The sequence below is a fragment of the Caproiciproducens sp. CPB-2 genome (assembly GCF_036287215.1).
Lineage (GTDB): Bacteria > Bacillota > Clostridia > Oscillospirales > Acutalibacteraceae > Caproiciproducens.
Genome location: NZ_CP142860.1, coordinates 2,199,961 through 2,214,780, shown reverse-complemented (window position 1 = coordinate 2,214,780; position 14,820 = coordinate 2,199,961). Strand labels below are relative to the sequence as shown.

Below are 14,820 nucleotides of genomic sequence, written 5' to 3'. Positions count from 1 at the left end.
CCGTGCCCATCATCAGGGGTTTTGCCCCTCTGAAAGCAGGCCGTTGATCTTTTCTGTCAGAGCGGGCAGTTCTTTCAGGGTATTGATCACAAAATGGGCCCCCGCGCTTAGAAAATGAGCCCTTGCAGCATCACATTTTTCCTGAAACGCTTTTGGACTCATAACAGCCTTCTCTTCCAGGCGCAGGCCAAGCTCGCTGCTGCCTTCCACGACGCCGATGCTCCAACAGCCGGCGTTGACACCTTCCTGAATATCGCTGACGGTATCCCCGACCTTCACCATGCGGCGCATGGGGTACACGCCGAGCCGAATGGCATTTTGATAGCACATCCACGGGTAAGGACGGCCTGCCGGCAGCCCGTCCGAAGTAAAAACGCAGTCCGGGGCGTATCCGCGTTTTGCCGCCGACGGGACGACGATTTTCATCATCTGGTCGGTATATCCCGTCGTGGAACCGATTTTCAGACCGGTTTTGCGAAGTTCCTCCACTGTCTCCACGACACCGGGAATCAACTCCGAATAATTGCCCAGGACCGCGGTCAGCGCCGGTACAAACTGCTGATACAGCTTCCGGACGTCGGAGTCCTCCGGAAGCCTTCCATATTTTTTCTTCCATAAAGCCGCTATTCTCGGCATGCCGAGCAGCGCACGGATATGGTTGATCTTCGACAGTCCCATCGGCTGTCTCGCCTCTTCCAGCGTAATCTCCACGCCGCTGCTTCTGAATGTCTCCAAAAAAGCGCCGAGCGGGGCAAAGCATCCATAATCGATCGTCGTTCCCGCCCAGTCAAAGATCACCGCTTGAATTTTTTCTTTTTGCATCGTTAAATCCCCTTATTCATAAAATTTCTGAGGCGGCTTTCATTGCGAGGCTATGGCCTGTTCCAAAATGTCGAGGGCGCGGCAAAGCTGCTCCTCCGTAACAATCAGCGGGGGAGAGAGGATGATGCAGCTGCCTTTCGAGACTTTGAAGCTCAGCCCGTTTTCAAGGCAGCGGTACAGTACGCGCTCCGCCATCCGGACCGCCTGCTCTCCGTTCTCCCGGCCTGACGCCAGTTCCAGGCATCCCAGCAAACCGATGCACCTCACATCGCCGATGATTGGATTACGTTTTTGCATATCCTTCAGCCGCCGCGCCATCAGGCTGCCGAGTACGGCCGTGTGCTCCAGCAGATGTTCCTTTCGGATGCATTCGATTACCGCCAGCCCCGCCGCCGCTCCCAGCGGGCTTTTCTCATGCGTAAAGTGTCCCAATGAAATGTCCCCCGCGCAGTCGAAACGTCCGTCCGCCAGCAGGGCGGCAAACGGAACCGCGCCTCCGCCCAGGCCTTTCCCCAGAATTACCATGTCCGGCCTGACCCCGAAATGCTCGTGCGCGAAAAAAGTACCCGTTCTTCCTAAAGCGGTGGGAATTTCGTCAAATATCAATAAAATTCCGTAATGGTCACAAAGGCTCCGTATTCTTTCAAAATATTCAGCGGGAGGTATCTGCACATCCGTGGCCCTTACCGGCTCCATAATCAGCGCGGCGACGTCCCCTTCCATTTTCAGCACATATTCCAGATAATCCAGGCATTTCAGGCCGCAGTCGCCGCAGCGGCCAAACACACAGCGAAAGGAATTATACGGGGGGATATGGATGTCTCCGGGCAGCAGCGGACCGATTCCGCAGCGGAAATCTCTTTCGCCGCCCACGGAAATGGACCCTAAGGTAGCCCCATGAAAGGAATCCCACATGGAAATGGTTTTATAGCGCCCGGTGTATCTTCTGGCAAGCTTGACCGCCATTTCCACCGCCTCGGAGCCTCCCGGCGCGAAAAGGACCTTCGCGGGCCACCCGCTCCAAAGCTCGGTCAGCTGTTCCGCAAGGCGGACCGGTGTCTCGCTGGTGTACCGGCGCGGCACGAACGAAAGGTCTTCAAGCTGCGCGTGCAGCGCTTTCATCACATATGGGTTGCGGTAGCCGAGCTGATGGGCGCTGTTTCCGTGGAAGTCCATATAGCTCCTTCCGTCGAGATCATACAGGTAAATGCCGTCGGCGCTCTGCACGGCGTTGAGACAGGGAGTTGAAAGGGACTGGGAGAAAAAAGCCCTGCGATCCCTTTCGATCAGGTCCGCTGCTTCCGTGCTCAGAAATTTCTCCTGCCATGTAAGGCGCAGTTCCGACAGGTTCGTGTCTCCCTCTGTTTGACAACGGTTTTCCATATTCATTCTCTGCTCCCCGGTTCAGTACCGAACCGGTACGCAAATCTTTTGAACGCGCAGCGCGGCTTCAAAAACCCTGAAAAAATCTTCTACATCCTGCTCATCGATCGCCCCCAGACTGCAAAGCCGAAAAGTGCCGGAAATGATGCCGGAATAAATGGTGAATCCCCGCTCATAGCAATAGTCGTGGATTTTATCGAGATCCCAATTTGGGTCCGCGGGATATTTGAAGGTAACGACCAGCCCGCTCTGGAGCTCTTTGCGTATGATGTCCCGGAGCCCAAGCCTTTCGCTGCATTCATGGATTTTTTTCCACACCCTGCGGTGGCGTGCGTATTTTGCGGACTCACCCTCCTCCCAGAACTCCTCGAGCGCTTTCTGAAGCGCGTAAACGGTCTGGACCGGAGGCGTAAAATGCATCTGTCCCGTCGTTTTGTAATATTGGTACTGCATGTAAAGATTGCAATAATAGGAACGCGTGGGGTAGTCCTTCGTCTTTCGGATCATGGCTTCGTTGCCGACAATAAAAGAAAGGCCCGCCATAGCCATCAGCCCCTTTTGGGCGGACGCCATCAGAAAGTCGATGTTGTCCCGTTCCATGTCGATGGGAAGCAGCGCGTAGGTGGATGTTGTGTCGGCCACAAACACGGCGCCGTGCCGGTGAGCCAGCGCGCCGATCTCTCTGACAGGATTCAGGATGCCGGTTCCCGTTTCATTGTGGGTGGTGTATACAATCGCAATATCGGGATTGGCCTGAAGAGTTTTTTCCGTAAGCTCCAGATCGGGCAGCTCGTCAATCGGAAAATTCAGTTCCACATACGGCAGCCCATAGGCCTGACAGGCATCGACCGCGCGTGAACTGTAGAATCCGTTATTCAGAAACAGAATCTTTTTCTCCGCGGGCAAAAGCGAATTGATTGCGACGTCGATATTTATAGTACCCGACCCGCAGAACAGCACGGCGGTATATTTTGCGGGATCCCCATGTACAATGCGGGTCAGCTGCTGGCGAATCCATTCCATGACATTCCCGAATTCCCGTTCTCTGGGGCAGATATCCGGAACGACCTGTGCCATTTTAACCGTGTCGGTTGTTGTTGCCGGCCCGGGAGTAAGAAGAATATTTCTTTTGACCGATTGCATCCCATGCACCTCTTTCATCAATTTAAGGTCATCCTATCATGGCACCATGTCAGCGTCAACAACTGCGAGGTTAAATGTTCATTAACAGAGCACACCTTCACCCGGTACCTTTTTCTGACCCAACAGAGTATTCTCCAGGTCACCCGAAGAAACTGAAAGTCGCATGAGTATTGAGTTTGTTGCTTTCGAAGACAGCGATGAAGAAAGACTTTTCCGTTGCGACGGCCTGCCGTGTCTGCGCCATGCCAAAGCAGCTTGATTATCTGCTGCTTAGGATATTCGGAGTGCGAGTATTCCGTTCATTCTTACTTCCGGTACGAGTAATATCAATGGTTTGCAGGTAATCGGTAAGTAGTATTTATTATTTAATATATTTTTGATAAGTCTTTAAAAGTACTATGTTATCATAAGAAAAATGTATAACGCTTAAATACTTACGAGTGAGGTGAAAAAGCGATGAATAAAACAAAAAAAGATATTCCCCTTGATTCTTTTACAATTGTTGTTGCTCCCCCTGTAAACCGCTTATTTACAACTTGTATTAACATCTATCAAGATGGAAAATTCAACATGAATGGCAAACTCTCAAGTATACTCGGAGGGAAATTCCTCCAGATTAGGCTTACGGATAATTGCCGAAATATGTGTATTCTGGAAGCGGATAGTGCAGGAGCGAGACAACTAAGAGCTGGCAAGGAGAATATATCGAAAACCCTACGAAAAGGCTTTTGGCAAAGTCTCGAGATTCAAAGAAGAATTGAAGGCTCTTCCAAAGGCATTTGTAGTTGCTATAACTCAGTTTTTAACAGAGTCGATATCTGAGGACCTTTTTCATGAAATGATAGTTTGCTGTTATACTGTTAAAGAAAAGTATAAGGGAAATAACTTTTCTATACATGTTCACAGCTTAATATCCGAAACGATAAGAAAAAGAAATCATGAAACACGGTACCTATATAATTCATATAGGAACATTTCTTTAAATCAATGCATTGGCGACAGTAAACACCCGGTTTCAGATTGGCTTGATTTATCCGATTGGGATGAGTGGGAATAAATAAAAAGCCGTCGACATAGATCTACGGCCTTTTCGATGGTGCCGGTGGCCGGACTCGGGTATTGGCACGCTGAACCCGCGTTCCGCGAGTCCCTGCATTTATCCGGAAGGATCTGATTTCCTGATGTTTCTCCCAACCTGCACCGCGGTTCGGGGAATGGAGCCATCAACGCGAAAAAGCAGCCCGGCCCACAAGGGCCGAACTGCTTTTTGGTGCCGGTGGCCGGACTCGAACCGGCACGGTATCGCTACCGGTGGATTTTGAGTCCACTACGTCTGCCAATTCCATCACACCGGCATGAACAACGTGTTATATTATATAATAAACTCATAAAAAAAGCAATATAAACCTTTATGGAAGTCGAATAAATTGGGGTGCTTCCCGGCTGGCCGGGTTACACCCCGTTTTTCATTCTATTGCTTACACTCCGAACATGGTAATGCAGTGCCTTGGACAAACGCCGGCGCAGTCGCCGCAGCCGACACATTTGGCAGGATCGACGGCCGCAAGGGAATTTACAACGTGGATGGCGTCGTGCTGACAGGTCTTTTCACATTTCATACAGCCGATGCAGCCGACCTTACAGACTTTGCTGGTCAGGGCGCCTTTGTCGCAGTTGCTGCATCGGACCACCGCCTGCTTTGTCGCGGGGACAAACGAAATCAGGTGTTTCGGACAGGCTTTTACACACATGGAACAGCCTCTGCACTTGACCGGGTCAATTTTGGCAACGCCGTTGCAAACACTGATCGCGCCGTATTGGCAGGCGTTCATACAGTCGCCCAGGCCCATGCAGCCATACTGACAGCTTGCCACGCCGCCGGCGACGATCGCCGCTCCCGCGCAGGTCGCGATTCCTTCGTACTCCACTTTATCGGTCGTATTGTCATAGCTGCCAAGGCAGTGGACCAAAGCCACCTTTGATTCCACGTCGCCCGGGTCGCAGCCAAGGTATTCGGAAATGGCTTTGGCTACCGCCGCACCGCCCACCGGGCAGAGTCCGGGTTTCGCCTCGCCCGAGGACAGCGCCTTTGCGTAGCCGTCACAGCCGGAATATCCGCAGGCGCCGCAGTTGGCTCCCGGCAGCATGTCGCGAATTGCCTCGGCCTTTTCGTCCTTGGGCACGGCCATGACGATCGACGCAATCGCAAGGATGAGGCCTGATAAAAGGCCGATCCCGGCCACAATCAGGACCGGAGTCAATATTTCATTCATATCTGCATCTCCTAACCCAGCATGCCGTCAACAAGGCCCTGAAAGCCGAGAAACGACACGGCTGTCAGCGACGCGGCAACCAGTGTGATCGGCAAACCCTGAAGAGATTTTGGAATATCGTTGTTTTCAATTCTTTCCCGCACGCCCGCGAAGATAACCATGGCCACCAGAAAGCCGATGCCGGAGCCAAACGCGTTTACAAGCGACTGGATAAAGCCGAAGGTCGGGTCGGACTGGCCTTTCTCAATGACCAGCATGGTTACACCGAGCACAGCGCAGTTGGTGGTAATGAGAGGGAGGTAAATGCCGAGCGCGTTGTACAGGGAAGGAATGTATTTTTTCAATACCGTCTCAATAAACTGAACGAGGGCCGCAATAATCAGAATAAACACGATCGTCTGTAAGTACGCGAGGTCCAGCGGAACCAGTACATAGGTATAAATCGGCCACGTCGCCGCAGTGGAAATCACCATGACGACGGTGACCGCAATGCTCATGCCGGTTGCGGTGTCGAGCTTTTTGGAAACGCCCAGAAAAGGGCAGATGCCCAGAAATTTATTGAGGATGTAGTTTTCGGTCAGTATGGCAGCCAAAAAAATAGCGAATAATCCTTTGATCATTTTCCCGCACACTCCTTTTCTTTTTCAGCCATCATGGAGCAGCTTCCGCAGAGAGGACAGTTCTGGCAGCCCAGCTCAGCCGGTTCGGCGCCTTTTTCAGCAGCCAGCTTGTTTGCCAGCGCAATCATCATGCCGAACACGAAGAAGCCTCCCGGAGGGAGCAGGAAGATGATAATGGGCGATACAAATCCGGCGGTAATCGGGAATCCGAAAACCGTTCCGGCGCCCAGAAGTTCGCGGATGATGCCCATCACCAGCAGCGTGGCGGTAAAGCCGGCGCCCATACCCAGGGCGTCCAGAACGGACGGAAGGACCTTGTTTTTGTTCGCGAACATCTCGGCCCTGCCCAGAATGATGCAGTTCACGACAATCAGGGGAAGGTAGATGCCGAGCGCCGCTTTCAGGCTGGGGGAATACGCTTCGATCAGCATCTGTACAATGGTGACAAATCCCGCGATCAACGTGATATAGCAAGGAATACGCACCTTGTCCGGAATGACCCTGCGCAGCAGGGAAATAACCGTATTGGACCCCACCAGCACAAAGGTCGTGGCAAGACCCATGCCGATCGCGTTGCTTGCAGAGGTGCTCAGCGCAAGCGTGGCGCAGGTGCCGAGTACAAGGCGAAGAACAGGATTTTCCTTGATGATGCCTTTGCTGAATTCCTGCCATGGAGTTTTCGACATTTCATTCGCCCCCCTTTACTTTCTGATATTGTTTAATTGCGTCGTTCACGCATGTGGTGACAGCTTTGCTCGTAATGGTGGCGCCCGTCATCGCCTCGATCTGCGTGTCCGAAGCCGTGCCGGATTTAATGACTTCAAACCCGTTTTCGGGGACGGCCTTTTTGTACTGATCGCGAAAACTTTCTTTTTCCGCATTCAGGCCGAGGCCCGGCGTATCGCTGATGGCCAGCAGGACGACGCCGGTGATTTTGCCGTCTTTATCAATGCCGGTCATCACCTTCAGGTCGCCGCCGTAGCTTTTTGTCTTGGTGGTAAACACATATCCGGCAAGCGAGTTTCCGTTTTTGCCGATCGCGTACGTACCGTCTTTGGAATTCTCAAAATCCTTCGCGGAAGGAAGCACAAGCTGGCGGGAAGCGGATTCGGACTGTTGGTTGATCTCCACGATTTTATCGCGCGTCATCAGGTTTGTGCCCGCCAGCAGGACCGCGGTGACCAAACAGATCACAAACAGTGTGAGGGCGGGGGTGAGCACCTCTTTTCTGTCAATCTTCAACTTTCACACGCTCCTTTCCAAATGCCCTGGGACGTGTCAAGCGTTCGATATGCGGCACCAGAAGGTTCATCAGGATGATGGAGAAGGACACGCCTTCCGGAAGCTGGCCAAAAATACGGATCAGCATGGTGATGACGCCCGCGCCGACGGCGAAGACGATCTTGCCCTTCAGGTTGATCGGGGAGGTAGCGTAATCGGTCGCCATGAAGATGGCGCCGAGCAGCAGGCCGCCCGCGAGCAGGTCGAACAGAACGTTCCTTCCCGCAATCAGGGAGATCACGGCGACGGAGCCGATATAGCACAGCGGGATGGCGGGGCTGATGAACCCGCGCACCACCAGATAGATACCGCCGAGAATCAGCGCCACCGCGCAGGTTTCCCCAAGACATCCCGCGCGGACGCCGACCAGCATATTGAGCAGCGTCGGCATGGTGCCGCTTGCGCCCTCCTTCAAGATGCCGAGCGGGGAAGCGGTGGTCATCGCGTCGGTGCTGTGCAGATAATAAAACGGGGCGTTCCAGCTGCTCATCTGGGCGGGGAAGGAGGACATCAGGATAATGCGCGCGGTCAGCGCCGGGTTCACAAAGTTCTGTCCGATTCCGCCGAACATCTGCTTTACCACCACAATGGCGGCAATTCCGCCGAAGATGACAATGAACGGGCTGACGCCCACGGGTACGTTAAATGCAAGGAGGATTCCGGTTACTACGGCGCTCAGGTCGCCGATGGTGTTTTCACGCTTCATGACCTTTCTGCAGACATATTCGCTGAGGACGCAGGAAGCAACGGAACAAAGGATCAGCACGAGGGCCTTGAATCCAAAGATAATCACGGAAGCGATTGCCGCCGGAGTCAGCGCAATGATGACGTCCAGCATGATTTTGCGGGTCGTCACGCCGCTTCTGATATGGGGAGAAGACGATACGATCAATTTCTCTGCCATTATTTTTTACCTCCCGCTTTTACCAGTCCCTTGCCAAGCCGGATGGCCTGTACAAGGGGTCTGCCCGCCGGGCAGTTGAAGGCGCAGGTGCCGCATTCCATGCAGGTCATGACGTCATATTCCTGAAGCTTTTCAACATCCTTGGCATTGGAGTATTTTTCAAGCTGCGTGGGGATCAGATTCATAGGACAGCCGTCCACACAGCGGCCGCAGCGGATGCAGGCGGTCGGCGCGTTCATCCGGGCTTCCTTTTCTCCGAACGCGAGGATACCGTTGTTTTGCTTCAACACTGGAAGCTCGTCGCTGGCCAGGGCAAGACCCATCATGGGGCCGCCCATTAAAAGTTTTTTCGGCTCCGACCGGTACCCGCCGCAGAATTCAATCATGTCGGCGATCTTTGTGCCGATTGGGACAATGACATTCTGTGGATTCCGGATCGCCGATCCGTCGACGGTGACCCGCTTTGTCACAAGCGGCATCCCTGTTTTCAGGTATTTGGCAATAAAGGAAACAGAGGTAATGTTCATCACGAGGCAGCCCACGTCGGCGGGCAGCTTTCCCATCGGGATTTCGCGGTCCGTACAGGCCTTGATCAGTACCTTTTCAGCGCCCTGCGGATAACGCGCGTGCAGGGGAAGAATGCGCACACGGTCTTCCGGGTCGTTTGTTTTGCTGTCCGCGATTTTTTTCAGAATTTCAATGACGTCCGGCTTGTTGTCTTCAACGGCAATGATCACGCGTTCCAGCTTTAACAGATCCGCCACGGCGTAAATCCCCGAAAGCACATCCCAGGAATTTTCAATCGCCTCGCGGTTGTCCGCTGTTATGTACGGTTCGCATTCCGCCGCGTTGACAATCATGGTGTCGAGCTTTTTATCCTTTGGAACATGGAGCTTTACGTGCGCCGGGAACCCCGCGCCGCCAAGTCCTACCAGCCCCGATTCCCGGATCGCCTTCGTAAACGCTTCCGGCGTTTCCGTTGCCGGCGGTTTTACGTCCGGGGAAACGGCCATCTGACCGTCGGAGTCGATGACAACCGCGTCGGTGTACTGTCCGCCGGGCAGCATGACCTTTTTGATCGCGCTGACTCTGCCTGAGACGCTCGCATGAATCGGAGCGCTGATGAATGCGCCGCTGTCCGCAATTTTCTGTCCCACCAGAACGGTTTCGCCGACGTTTACAAGCGGAGCGCAGGGAGCGCCTGCATGCTGCTGCATGGGCAGCACCACCTGTGCCGGAGGCGGCATCACGGCGGACTCAGTCTGCGCCGTGTTCTTATTGTGGGGAACGTCCGCACCGCCATGCGTTTTGAATGGCTTGGCCGGAAATGTCAATTCCATGTTTTTTCCTCCATATTTTACTCATCTGTTATCAGACCGGTAAACGGTTCTGATATCCATGAAAAACACGCCTGCAGAGTTTGTCCACAGACGTGCTGCGGGAAACGAATGTTGCCGGAATGTGTTTGAGAATATAGAACATAAAGATCTTAATATTCTGATTTTAACTCGTTTTATTTCAAAATATATTGCTTTTCGACAATTTTAAAAGAATTTATAAGATTATCCGTGACGAATACCTGATGATCGCTGTTGATAAAGATTCCGCCGGCGTTGTATTCCTTCAGAAGAGCGGTCCCCTTCTCTTTTCCCAAAACAAAACAGGCGGTGGAAAGCGCGTCGCTCAGCGCGCCGTTGTCACAGACCACCGTGCAAACAGCTTTTCCTGCAGGCCGTGCTCCACTAACAGCGCGCGGAACCGCCCGATGGTATCTCCATCCGGCGCCTGATTGCTTGATTCCACTCCGCAAAATTCCGAAAAGGCGCGGCTGTCGATGACTTGCGTCATGGTCGCCATGTCCGACCGGTTGTACAGATTTTGAACCAGATAGATTCGTCATATCTTCAATTTCTTTGAATGCTGAAAAAAATCTTCGCTCCCGGCAGATATTTCTTGTAGGGCAGACGATGTTTATCAATTTCGCCTACGACATTCGCAAGAACTTCTTGTTTGCGGTTTGTCGCCTGGAACTTTTCAAACTCTTTCCTAACAATGATAGTTGCCAGATGCTGAAACGGACGCATTTTTTTCGGGTATCCTGACAGGCCGATACAGCCTATTCGCTTTGCTTATACAGGCAACAACCCTATTGTAGCCGAGTAATGTGCCCTGTAATTTTTTTGCATCCTCCATACCAATGGCAAGTTCATCAATTTCTCCGGACATAATTCTCCTTGCACCTTCATGAACTTGTCCCCGTCGTGCCGGCTGCATTGTTGTGATGATAACTCCGCCTTCACCCATAAAGTTTACATTTTTTATTAACTGAATTTTTCCATGGCAGATAATTACCCAACCAGTGAAATAAGGCGCATAAGGTTATCCATAGTAAGCATGAGGTCGCTCCTGCTGCGCTTTTTTGCTTCGTCAAACGGTACCGCAACACGATTGATACTGAAAATGGCATTGACCCCCTGATCGTACATTCCTTCAATATTATCACCAATATCACCCACAACGGCGATAACGGGGACTCCCTTTTCTTTTGCGCGGCGTGCTACACCGATCACTACCTTGCCGCGCAGCGATTGAAAATCGATTTTACCCTCGCCAGTAAATACCAAATCCGCGCCTTCAAGAAGCGAATTGAAATGAACCGTATCCAGCACGGTTTCAATGCCCATTTGCAGCCTGCTGCCGAAAAAAGCCACCATACCGCCGCCCATTCCGCCTGCGGCGCCGGCGCCTGCAAGATGAATGATGTCTTTCCCCAGATCTCTTTTTACCACCGCTGCCATATGCGTAAGATTGCCATCCAGCACTTTTACCATCGCCTCATCTGCACCTTTTTGCGGTCCGAATACCGCTGCGGCGCCCTGGGGTCCGCACAGAGGGTTGTCAATATCGCACATTGTGATCAACTCTACTCCCGCAAGAGCCGGGCTGAGTCCGCTGACGTCAATTGAAGCAATGTTGCATAAAGTTTCGCCGACAGGGATAAAAGATTGGCCTTCTGCATTCATAAAGCGGACACCTAACGCAGCCGCAGCACCTGCGCCCCCGTCATTGGTAGCACTGCCGCCAAGACCGACAATAATTTTTTTACAGCCCGCCTTTGCCGCATGCTCTATCAACTGACCGACACCGTAGGTTGTGGTTTTTTCTGCATGTCGATTATCCCCTGCCAGAGGCAGACCTGCCGCGGCAGCCATTTCCACTACTGCAGTATGGTCAGGCAAACACCCGTAAAAGCTCTGTACCTCTTCAAAATAGGGTCCTTTTACAGAAAGCTGCACCTTTTCACCCCCAACGGCAGTTAAAAAGGATTCCACACTTCCCTCACCGCCGTCTGCCACTGGAATGCTGATTATTTCCGCATGGGGGTAATAACGATGAATGGACTTTTCCATAATGGTGCATATTTCACTGGACGACATCGTCCCCTTAAAAGAATCAGGGATTAGTAAGACCTTTTTCATAATGTTCTCCGTTCTCCTTTGTGTGTGGTTACAGGGTTAAAAGCATTGGGACGGTAATCTCTCTTACCGTCCCAGAAATAGTATCGTAAAAGCCGAATGGGCAATTTAATGTAAAAAGAGCGATAGGACAAAAACGCCTGCCATTGCGGCAACACCTTCAACCAAAGTAACCATAGTTTGTGTTTTGTAACCCTGTTCCGGCTTCAATGCGCCAAAATTGGTAACAACCCAGAAATAGGAGTCGTTTGCATGGGAGACGGTCATTGCACCGGCGCCGATGGCCATTACGGTAAGAGCGCTCAGAACAGGCACCCCCAGCCCCATAAGATCCATCAGCGGAGCCATGATGCCGGCTGTGGTTGTAATAGCAACGGTTGAGGAACCTTGCGCAGATTTGAGGATAGCTGCCAAAAGGAACGGGAAGAAGATGCCTACTGTCTGCAAAAGCGATGCATTGGATGTGATGAACTGTACCATACCGGATACGGCAATCACCTTGCCAAGCACGCCGCCCGCTGCGGTGACAAACAGGATCGGCCCAACGGTTTTTAAAGTTTCATCGGTGATATTGTAGAACTTTTTCATTTGTTTGGTGTCCACCAGCAGCCATACGCCAAACAGGGTTCCTATGGCAAGGGCGATAATGGGAGTGCCGAGGAACGTACACATGATGAGCGCTGAACCGGTCCATTTGGACATAGAAGCAATGGAACCGAGAGCCATAAGCAAAACGGGAACAATGATTGGGCTAAGTGCAAGGGCCCCGTTTGGCAGACGGCCGTATTCTGCGACGACTTGCTCATAGGTCTTTATGATTTCGCCGTCCGCTGCCTTCGCATCATACTCATCAGCGGCTTTCACTTTTTTACTGATGTATTTGGAATAAAAATAAGCTGCCACAAGAGCTGGAATAGAGACAAGGGCACCCATACCCATTACTAAAAGCAGATTGTTGCCAATGCCAAGGGTATTGGCAGCCGCGATTGGCCCCGGCGTTGGAGGTATGAATACATGAGAAGCATACAAACCGGCCGACAGACAAACCGTCATAGCAACGCTGCTTTTGCGGGTACGCTGTACCAAAGCTTTGCGAATTGGGTTTAAGATGACAAAGCCGCTGTCACAGAACACAGGGATTGACACAACCCAGCCCATAAGCAGCATGGCAAGGTCGGGATGGTCGGGTCCAACCAATTTGATAACCATATCAGCCAGCTTAAAAGCCGCGCCCGTCGCCTCAAGGATAGTGCCGATCAGGGCACCCAAAATAATTACAATACCGATACTGGTGAATGTACCGCTGAAGCCTGCGCCGATTACGTTGGCCAGACCCTGCACCACCGTACCGTCGGCTTGTTCGACATCTGTCAGTGGAATTCCCGCAACAAGTCCCAAAATAAGGGATACGCTCATGATGGACAAAAATGGATGGACTTTCAGCTTTGAAATTGCCAGTATCATTACAATGATCGCAATAACAAACGCAATAATTAGACCGATTCCAGACATAAAATTACCCTCCTACAATGTATTCAAGCTTATAACAGCTTTCGCGAGTTCGGCAATTTTCCTAAAATCTTTGCACAAACTCTCTTTCTTTAACCTATATTATAACATTGCGGAAAGATTGTATATGTCCTATATAACACAATTAGCCTTGAATTTATATTACCCATAACATCATAATTAAAAAATCATCAGTTCTATTGTATTAATTGCCCAAAATAAGCAATTCTTTTTGAATATCCCGAAAAAACAAAACAGCAATATAAAAAATTGCGCTGTTACTGGGAAGGCGCACGTCATAACCGGTACATTCTTCCAGTTTCTTCAGTTTGTATTGTAGGGTGTTCTTATGCATGAACAACCTTTCAGCCGATAAGCGGATGGAACCTTCGGCATGAAAGTAAACTTCTAAAATAGCAATCCAGTTACGCATTTTTTCAAAGCTGCAGCCTGCAAATATTTTACGCAGGTATTCTTCTTTCAATACCTTTGGAATCTCCTCCATGAATATTTCCATGTTAATTTGGTCGTACAGCATAATGCAGTAAGCGGGCACGTTACAGGCATGAGATGCTTTATTGGCCTTGATATAGGCGCCTCGGACGTCAGTTGTACCGGTCTCCCCATTGTCAATTCCCGCGAAAAGCGTCACATCAAATAAACTATGGATATGTTGACAAAGTTTTTCTGCTAATGCACGCATCTGAATGTCACTGCGAGGCATTACCAAACAAATTTGCTTCGTAGTAAGGCGCAAATAGACATTTCCCGGTTCCTCACAGATAAACTGACGGACAGCCTGCTCTATCTTTTCAATCACCTTCTGCCCCTCTCCGGTGCCGGCAAGGCGTTGAAAGTCTGCAAGCCGCAGCACCATGACCCGCCTTGGACGGGTGATGTCAATGTGCAGTGCGACGCCCCTTTCAATAAAGGCGTGGCCCAACTCTGCGCCTGTACCCAGAATCCAGTCTTCCAAAAAACGGCTTTCAATCTTCTTGTCAAACCGCTCCTGCTCCCGGGCGTAGCTTTCCCGCACCAGAATTTCCGTCATTTTTTTTACAATCTGCCCATAGTTAAAAACCTGCTCGTACCCGCCGGTGATGCCTATAACGCCGATGGTCTCACCGTTGATGATTATGGGAAGATTGAGTCCGGCGCGGGTGAAAGGAGTTTCTGTTTCGGGAGTCACATAAAATTCCGTAAGATGCTCGTCAATGATCTTTTTTGCACCTTCGTGGTAATTCCCTACACGGCTCGAATCGGTACTGGCAATAATATAACCTTGTGCATCCATCATATTTACATGCTGCTTGACAATAGTACTTATCTCGTTCACAATTTGCTGTGCACTTTGAGTGGAAATATGCATTTTGAATTCTCCTTTATCCTGTGTGATTGATTCTTACTTT

15 protein-coding genes, 1 tRNA gene and 1 pseudogene are annotated in these 14,820 nt (G+C 51.1%); 1 reads left to right on the top strand and 16 read right to left on the bottom strand.

All coding sequences use genetic code 11. The features are described 5' to 3' along the window. Window positions 1-12 precede the first annotated feature (12 nt). Genes phnX through VXK30_RS11000 form a run of 3 tightly spaced genes read right to left on the bottom strand, consistent with a single transcriptional unit; the run spans window position 13 to window position 3,348 of the window. On the bottom strand, window positions 13-822 hold the full coding sequence (gene phnX / locus VXK30_RS11010; protein WP_275713677.1) for a phosphonoacetaldehyde hydrolase: 810 nt from the start codon (window positions 820-822) through the stop codon (window positions 13-15). 39 nt (window positions 823-861) lie between these two features. Continuing rightward, window positions 862-2,211 (bottom strand): aspartate aminotransferase family protein, encoded by a 1,350-nt coding sequence (locus tag VXK30_RS11005; RefSeq protein ID WP_275713676.1) that lies wholly within the window; start codon window positions 2,209-2,211, stop codon window positions 862-864. A 15-nt stretch (window positions 2,212-2,226) separates the two neighbouring features. Next, window positions 2,227-3,348 carry a 2-aminoethylphosphonate aminotransferase gene (locus VXK30_RS11000; RefSeq protein WP_275713675.1) on the bottom strand — a complete coding sequence of 374 codons (1,122 nt, stop codon included), beginning with the start codon at window positions 3,346-3,348 and terminating at the stop codon, window positions 2,227-2,229. A 456-nt stretch (window positions 3,349-3,804) separates the two neighbouring features. On the opposite strand from VXK30_RS11000, the gene VXK30_RS10995 reads away from it, so the two are divergent. Next, entirely contained in the window at window positions 3,805-4,170 is a 366-nt protein-coding gene (locus VXK30_RS10995) for a hypothetical protein (RefSeq protein WP_275713674.1), read from the top strand. A 446-nt stretch (window positions 4,171-4,616) separates the two neighbouring features. Here the strand turns inward: VXK30_RS10995 and VXK30_RS10990 are convergent. The 13 genes and pseudogenes from VXK30_RS10990 to VXK30_RS10930 form a co-directional block, all read right to left on the bottom strand. After that, a tRNA-Leu gene (locus VXK30_RS10990) sits at window positions 4,617-4,703 on the bottom strand. A 123-nt stretch (window positions 4,704-4,826) separates the two neighbouring features. Beyond that, window positions 4,827-5,621 (bottom strand): RnfABCDGE type electron transport complex subunit B, encoded by a 795-nt coding sequence (locus VXK30_RS10985; protein WP_275713673.1) that lies wholly within the window; start codon window positions 5,619-5,621, stop codon window positions 4,827-4,829. Window positions 5,622-5,632: 11 nt separating this feature from the next. After that, window positions 5,633-6,241, bottom strand: coding sequence for an electron transport complex protein RnfA (locus VXK30_RS10980; RefSeq protein ID WP_275713672.1), 609 nt, complete (start codon window positions 6,239-6,241; stop codon window positions 5,633-5,635). Continuing rightward, window positions 6,238-6,927, bottom strand: coding sequence for an electron transport complex subunit RsxE (gene rsxE / locus VXK30_RS10975; RefSeq protein ID WP_275713671.1), 690 nt, complete (start codon window positions 6,925-6,927; stop codon window positions 6,238-6,240). The genes VXK30_RS10980 and rsxE overlap by 4 nt, the downstream gene beginning before the upstream one ends. 1 nt (window position 6,928) lies before the next feature. After that, window positions 6,929-7,483 carry an FMN-binding protein gene (locus tag VXK30_RS10970; protein ID WP_275713670.1) on the bottom strand — a complete coding sequence of 185 codons (555 nt, stop codon included), beginning with the start codon at window positions 7,481-7,483 and terminating at the stop codon, window positions 6,929-6,931. Further along, window positions 7,473-8,426: an RnfABCDGE type electron transport complex subunit D gene (locus tag VXK30_RS10965; RefSeq protein WP_275713669.1), complete on the bottom strand. Its 954-nt coding sequence runs from the start codon at window positions 8,424-8,426 to the stop codon at window positions 7,473-7,475. Before VXK30_RS10965 ends, VXK30_RS10970 begins: the two co-directional genes overlap by 11 nt. Further along, window positions 8,426-9,766: an electron transport complex subunit RsxC gene (gene rsxC, locus VXK30_RS10960; RefSeq protein WP_275713668.1), complete on the bottom strand. Its 1,341-nt coding sequence runs from the start codon at window positions 9,764-9,766 to the stop codon at window positions 8,426-8,428. The genes VXK30_RS10965 and rsxC overlap by 1 nt, the downstream gene beginning before the upstream one ends. 173 nt (window positions 9,767-9,939) lie before the next feature. Beyond that, a complete protein-coding gene (locus VXK30_RS10955) occupies window positions 9,940-10,134 on the bottom strand; it encodes a hypothetical protein (protein ID WP_329493267.1) in 195 nt (64 codons plus the stop codon). Continuing rightward, a pseudogene (locus VXK30_RS10950) lies at window positions 10,134-10,322 on the bottom strand (transposase); the annotation flags it as partial. The gene VXK30_RS10955 and the pseudogene VXK30_RS10950, both read right to left, overlap by 1 nt. 150 nt (window positions 10,323-10,472) lie before the next feature. Then, the gene (locus tag VXK30_RS10945; protein WP_275718010.1) at window positions 10,473-10,748 is read right to left on the bottom strand and encodes a sugar diacid recognition domain-containing protein; all 276 of its coding nucleotides are present in this window, start codon (window positions 10,746-10,748) and stop codon (window positions 10,473-10,475) included. Window positions 10,749-10,774: 26 nt separating this feature from the next. Then, on the bottom strand, window positions 10,775-11,905 hold the full coding sequence (locus tag VXK30_RS10940) for a glycerate kinase family protein (protein WP_275718009.1): 1,131 nt from the start codon (window positions 11,903-11,905) through the stop codon (window positions 10,775-10,777). Between the two features lie 105 nt (window positions 11,906-12,010). Next, entirely contained in the window at window positions 12,011-13,414 is a 1,404-nt protein-coding gene (locus VXK30_RS10935) for a GntP family permease (RefSeq protein ID WP_275718008.1), read from the bottom strand. A gap of 202 nt (window positions 13,415-13,616) precedes the next feature. Then, window positions 13,617-14,780 carry a CdaR family transcriptional regulator gene (locus VXK30_RS10930; RefSeq protein WP_275718007.1) on the bottom strand — a complete coding sequence of 388 codons (1,164 nt, stop codon included), beginning with the start codon at window positions 14,778-14,780 and terminating at the stop codon, window positions 13,617-13,619. Window positions 14,781-14,820 lie beyond the last annotated feature (40 nt).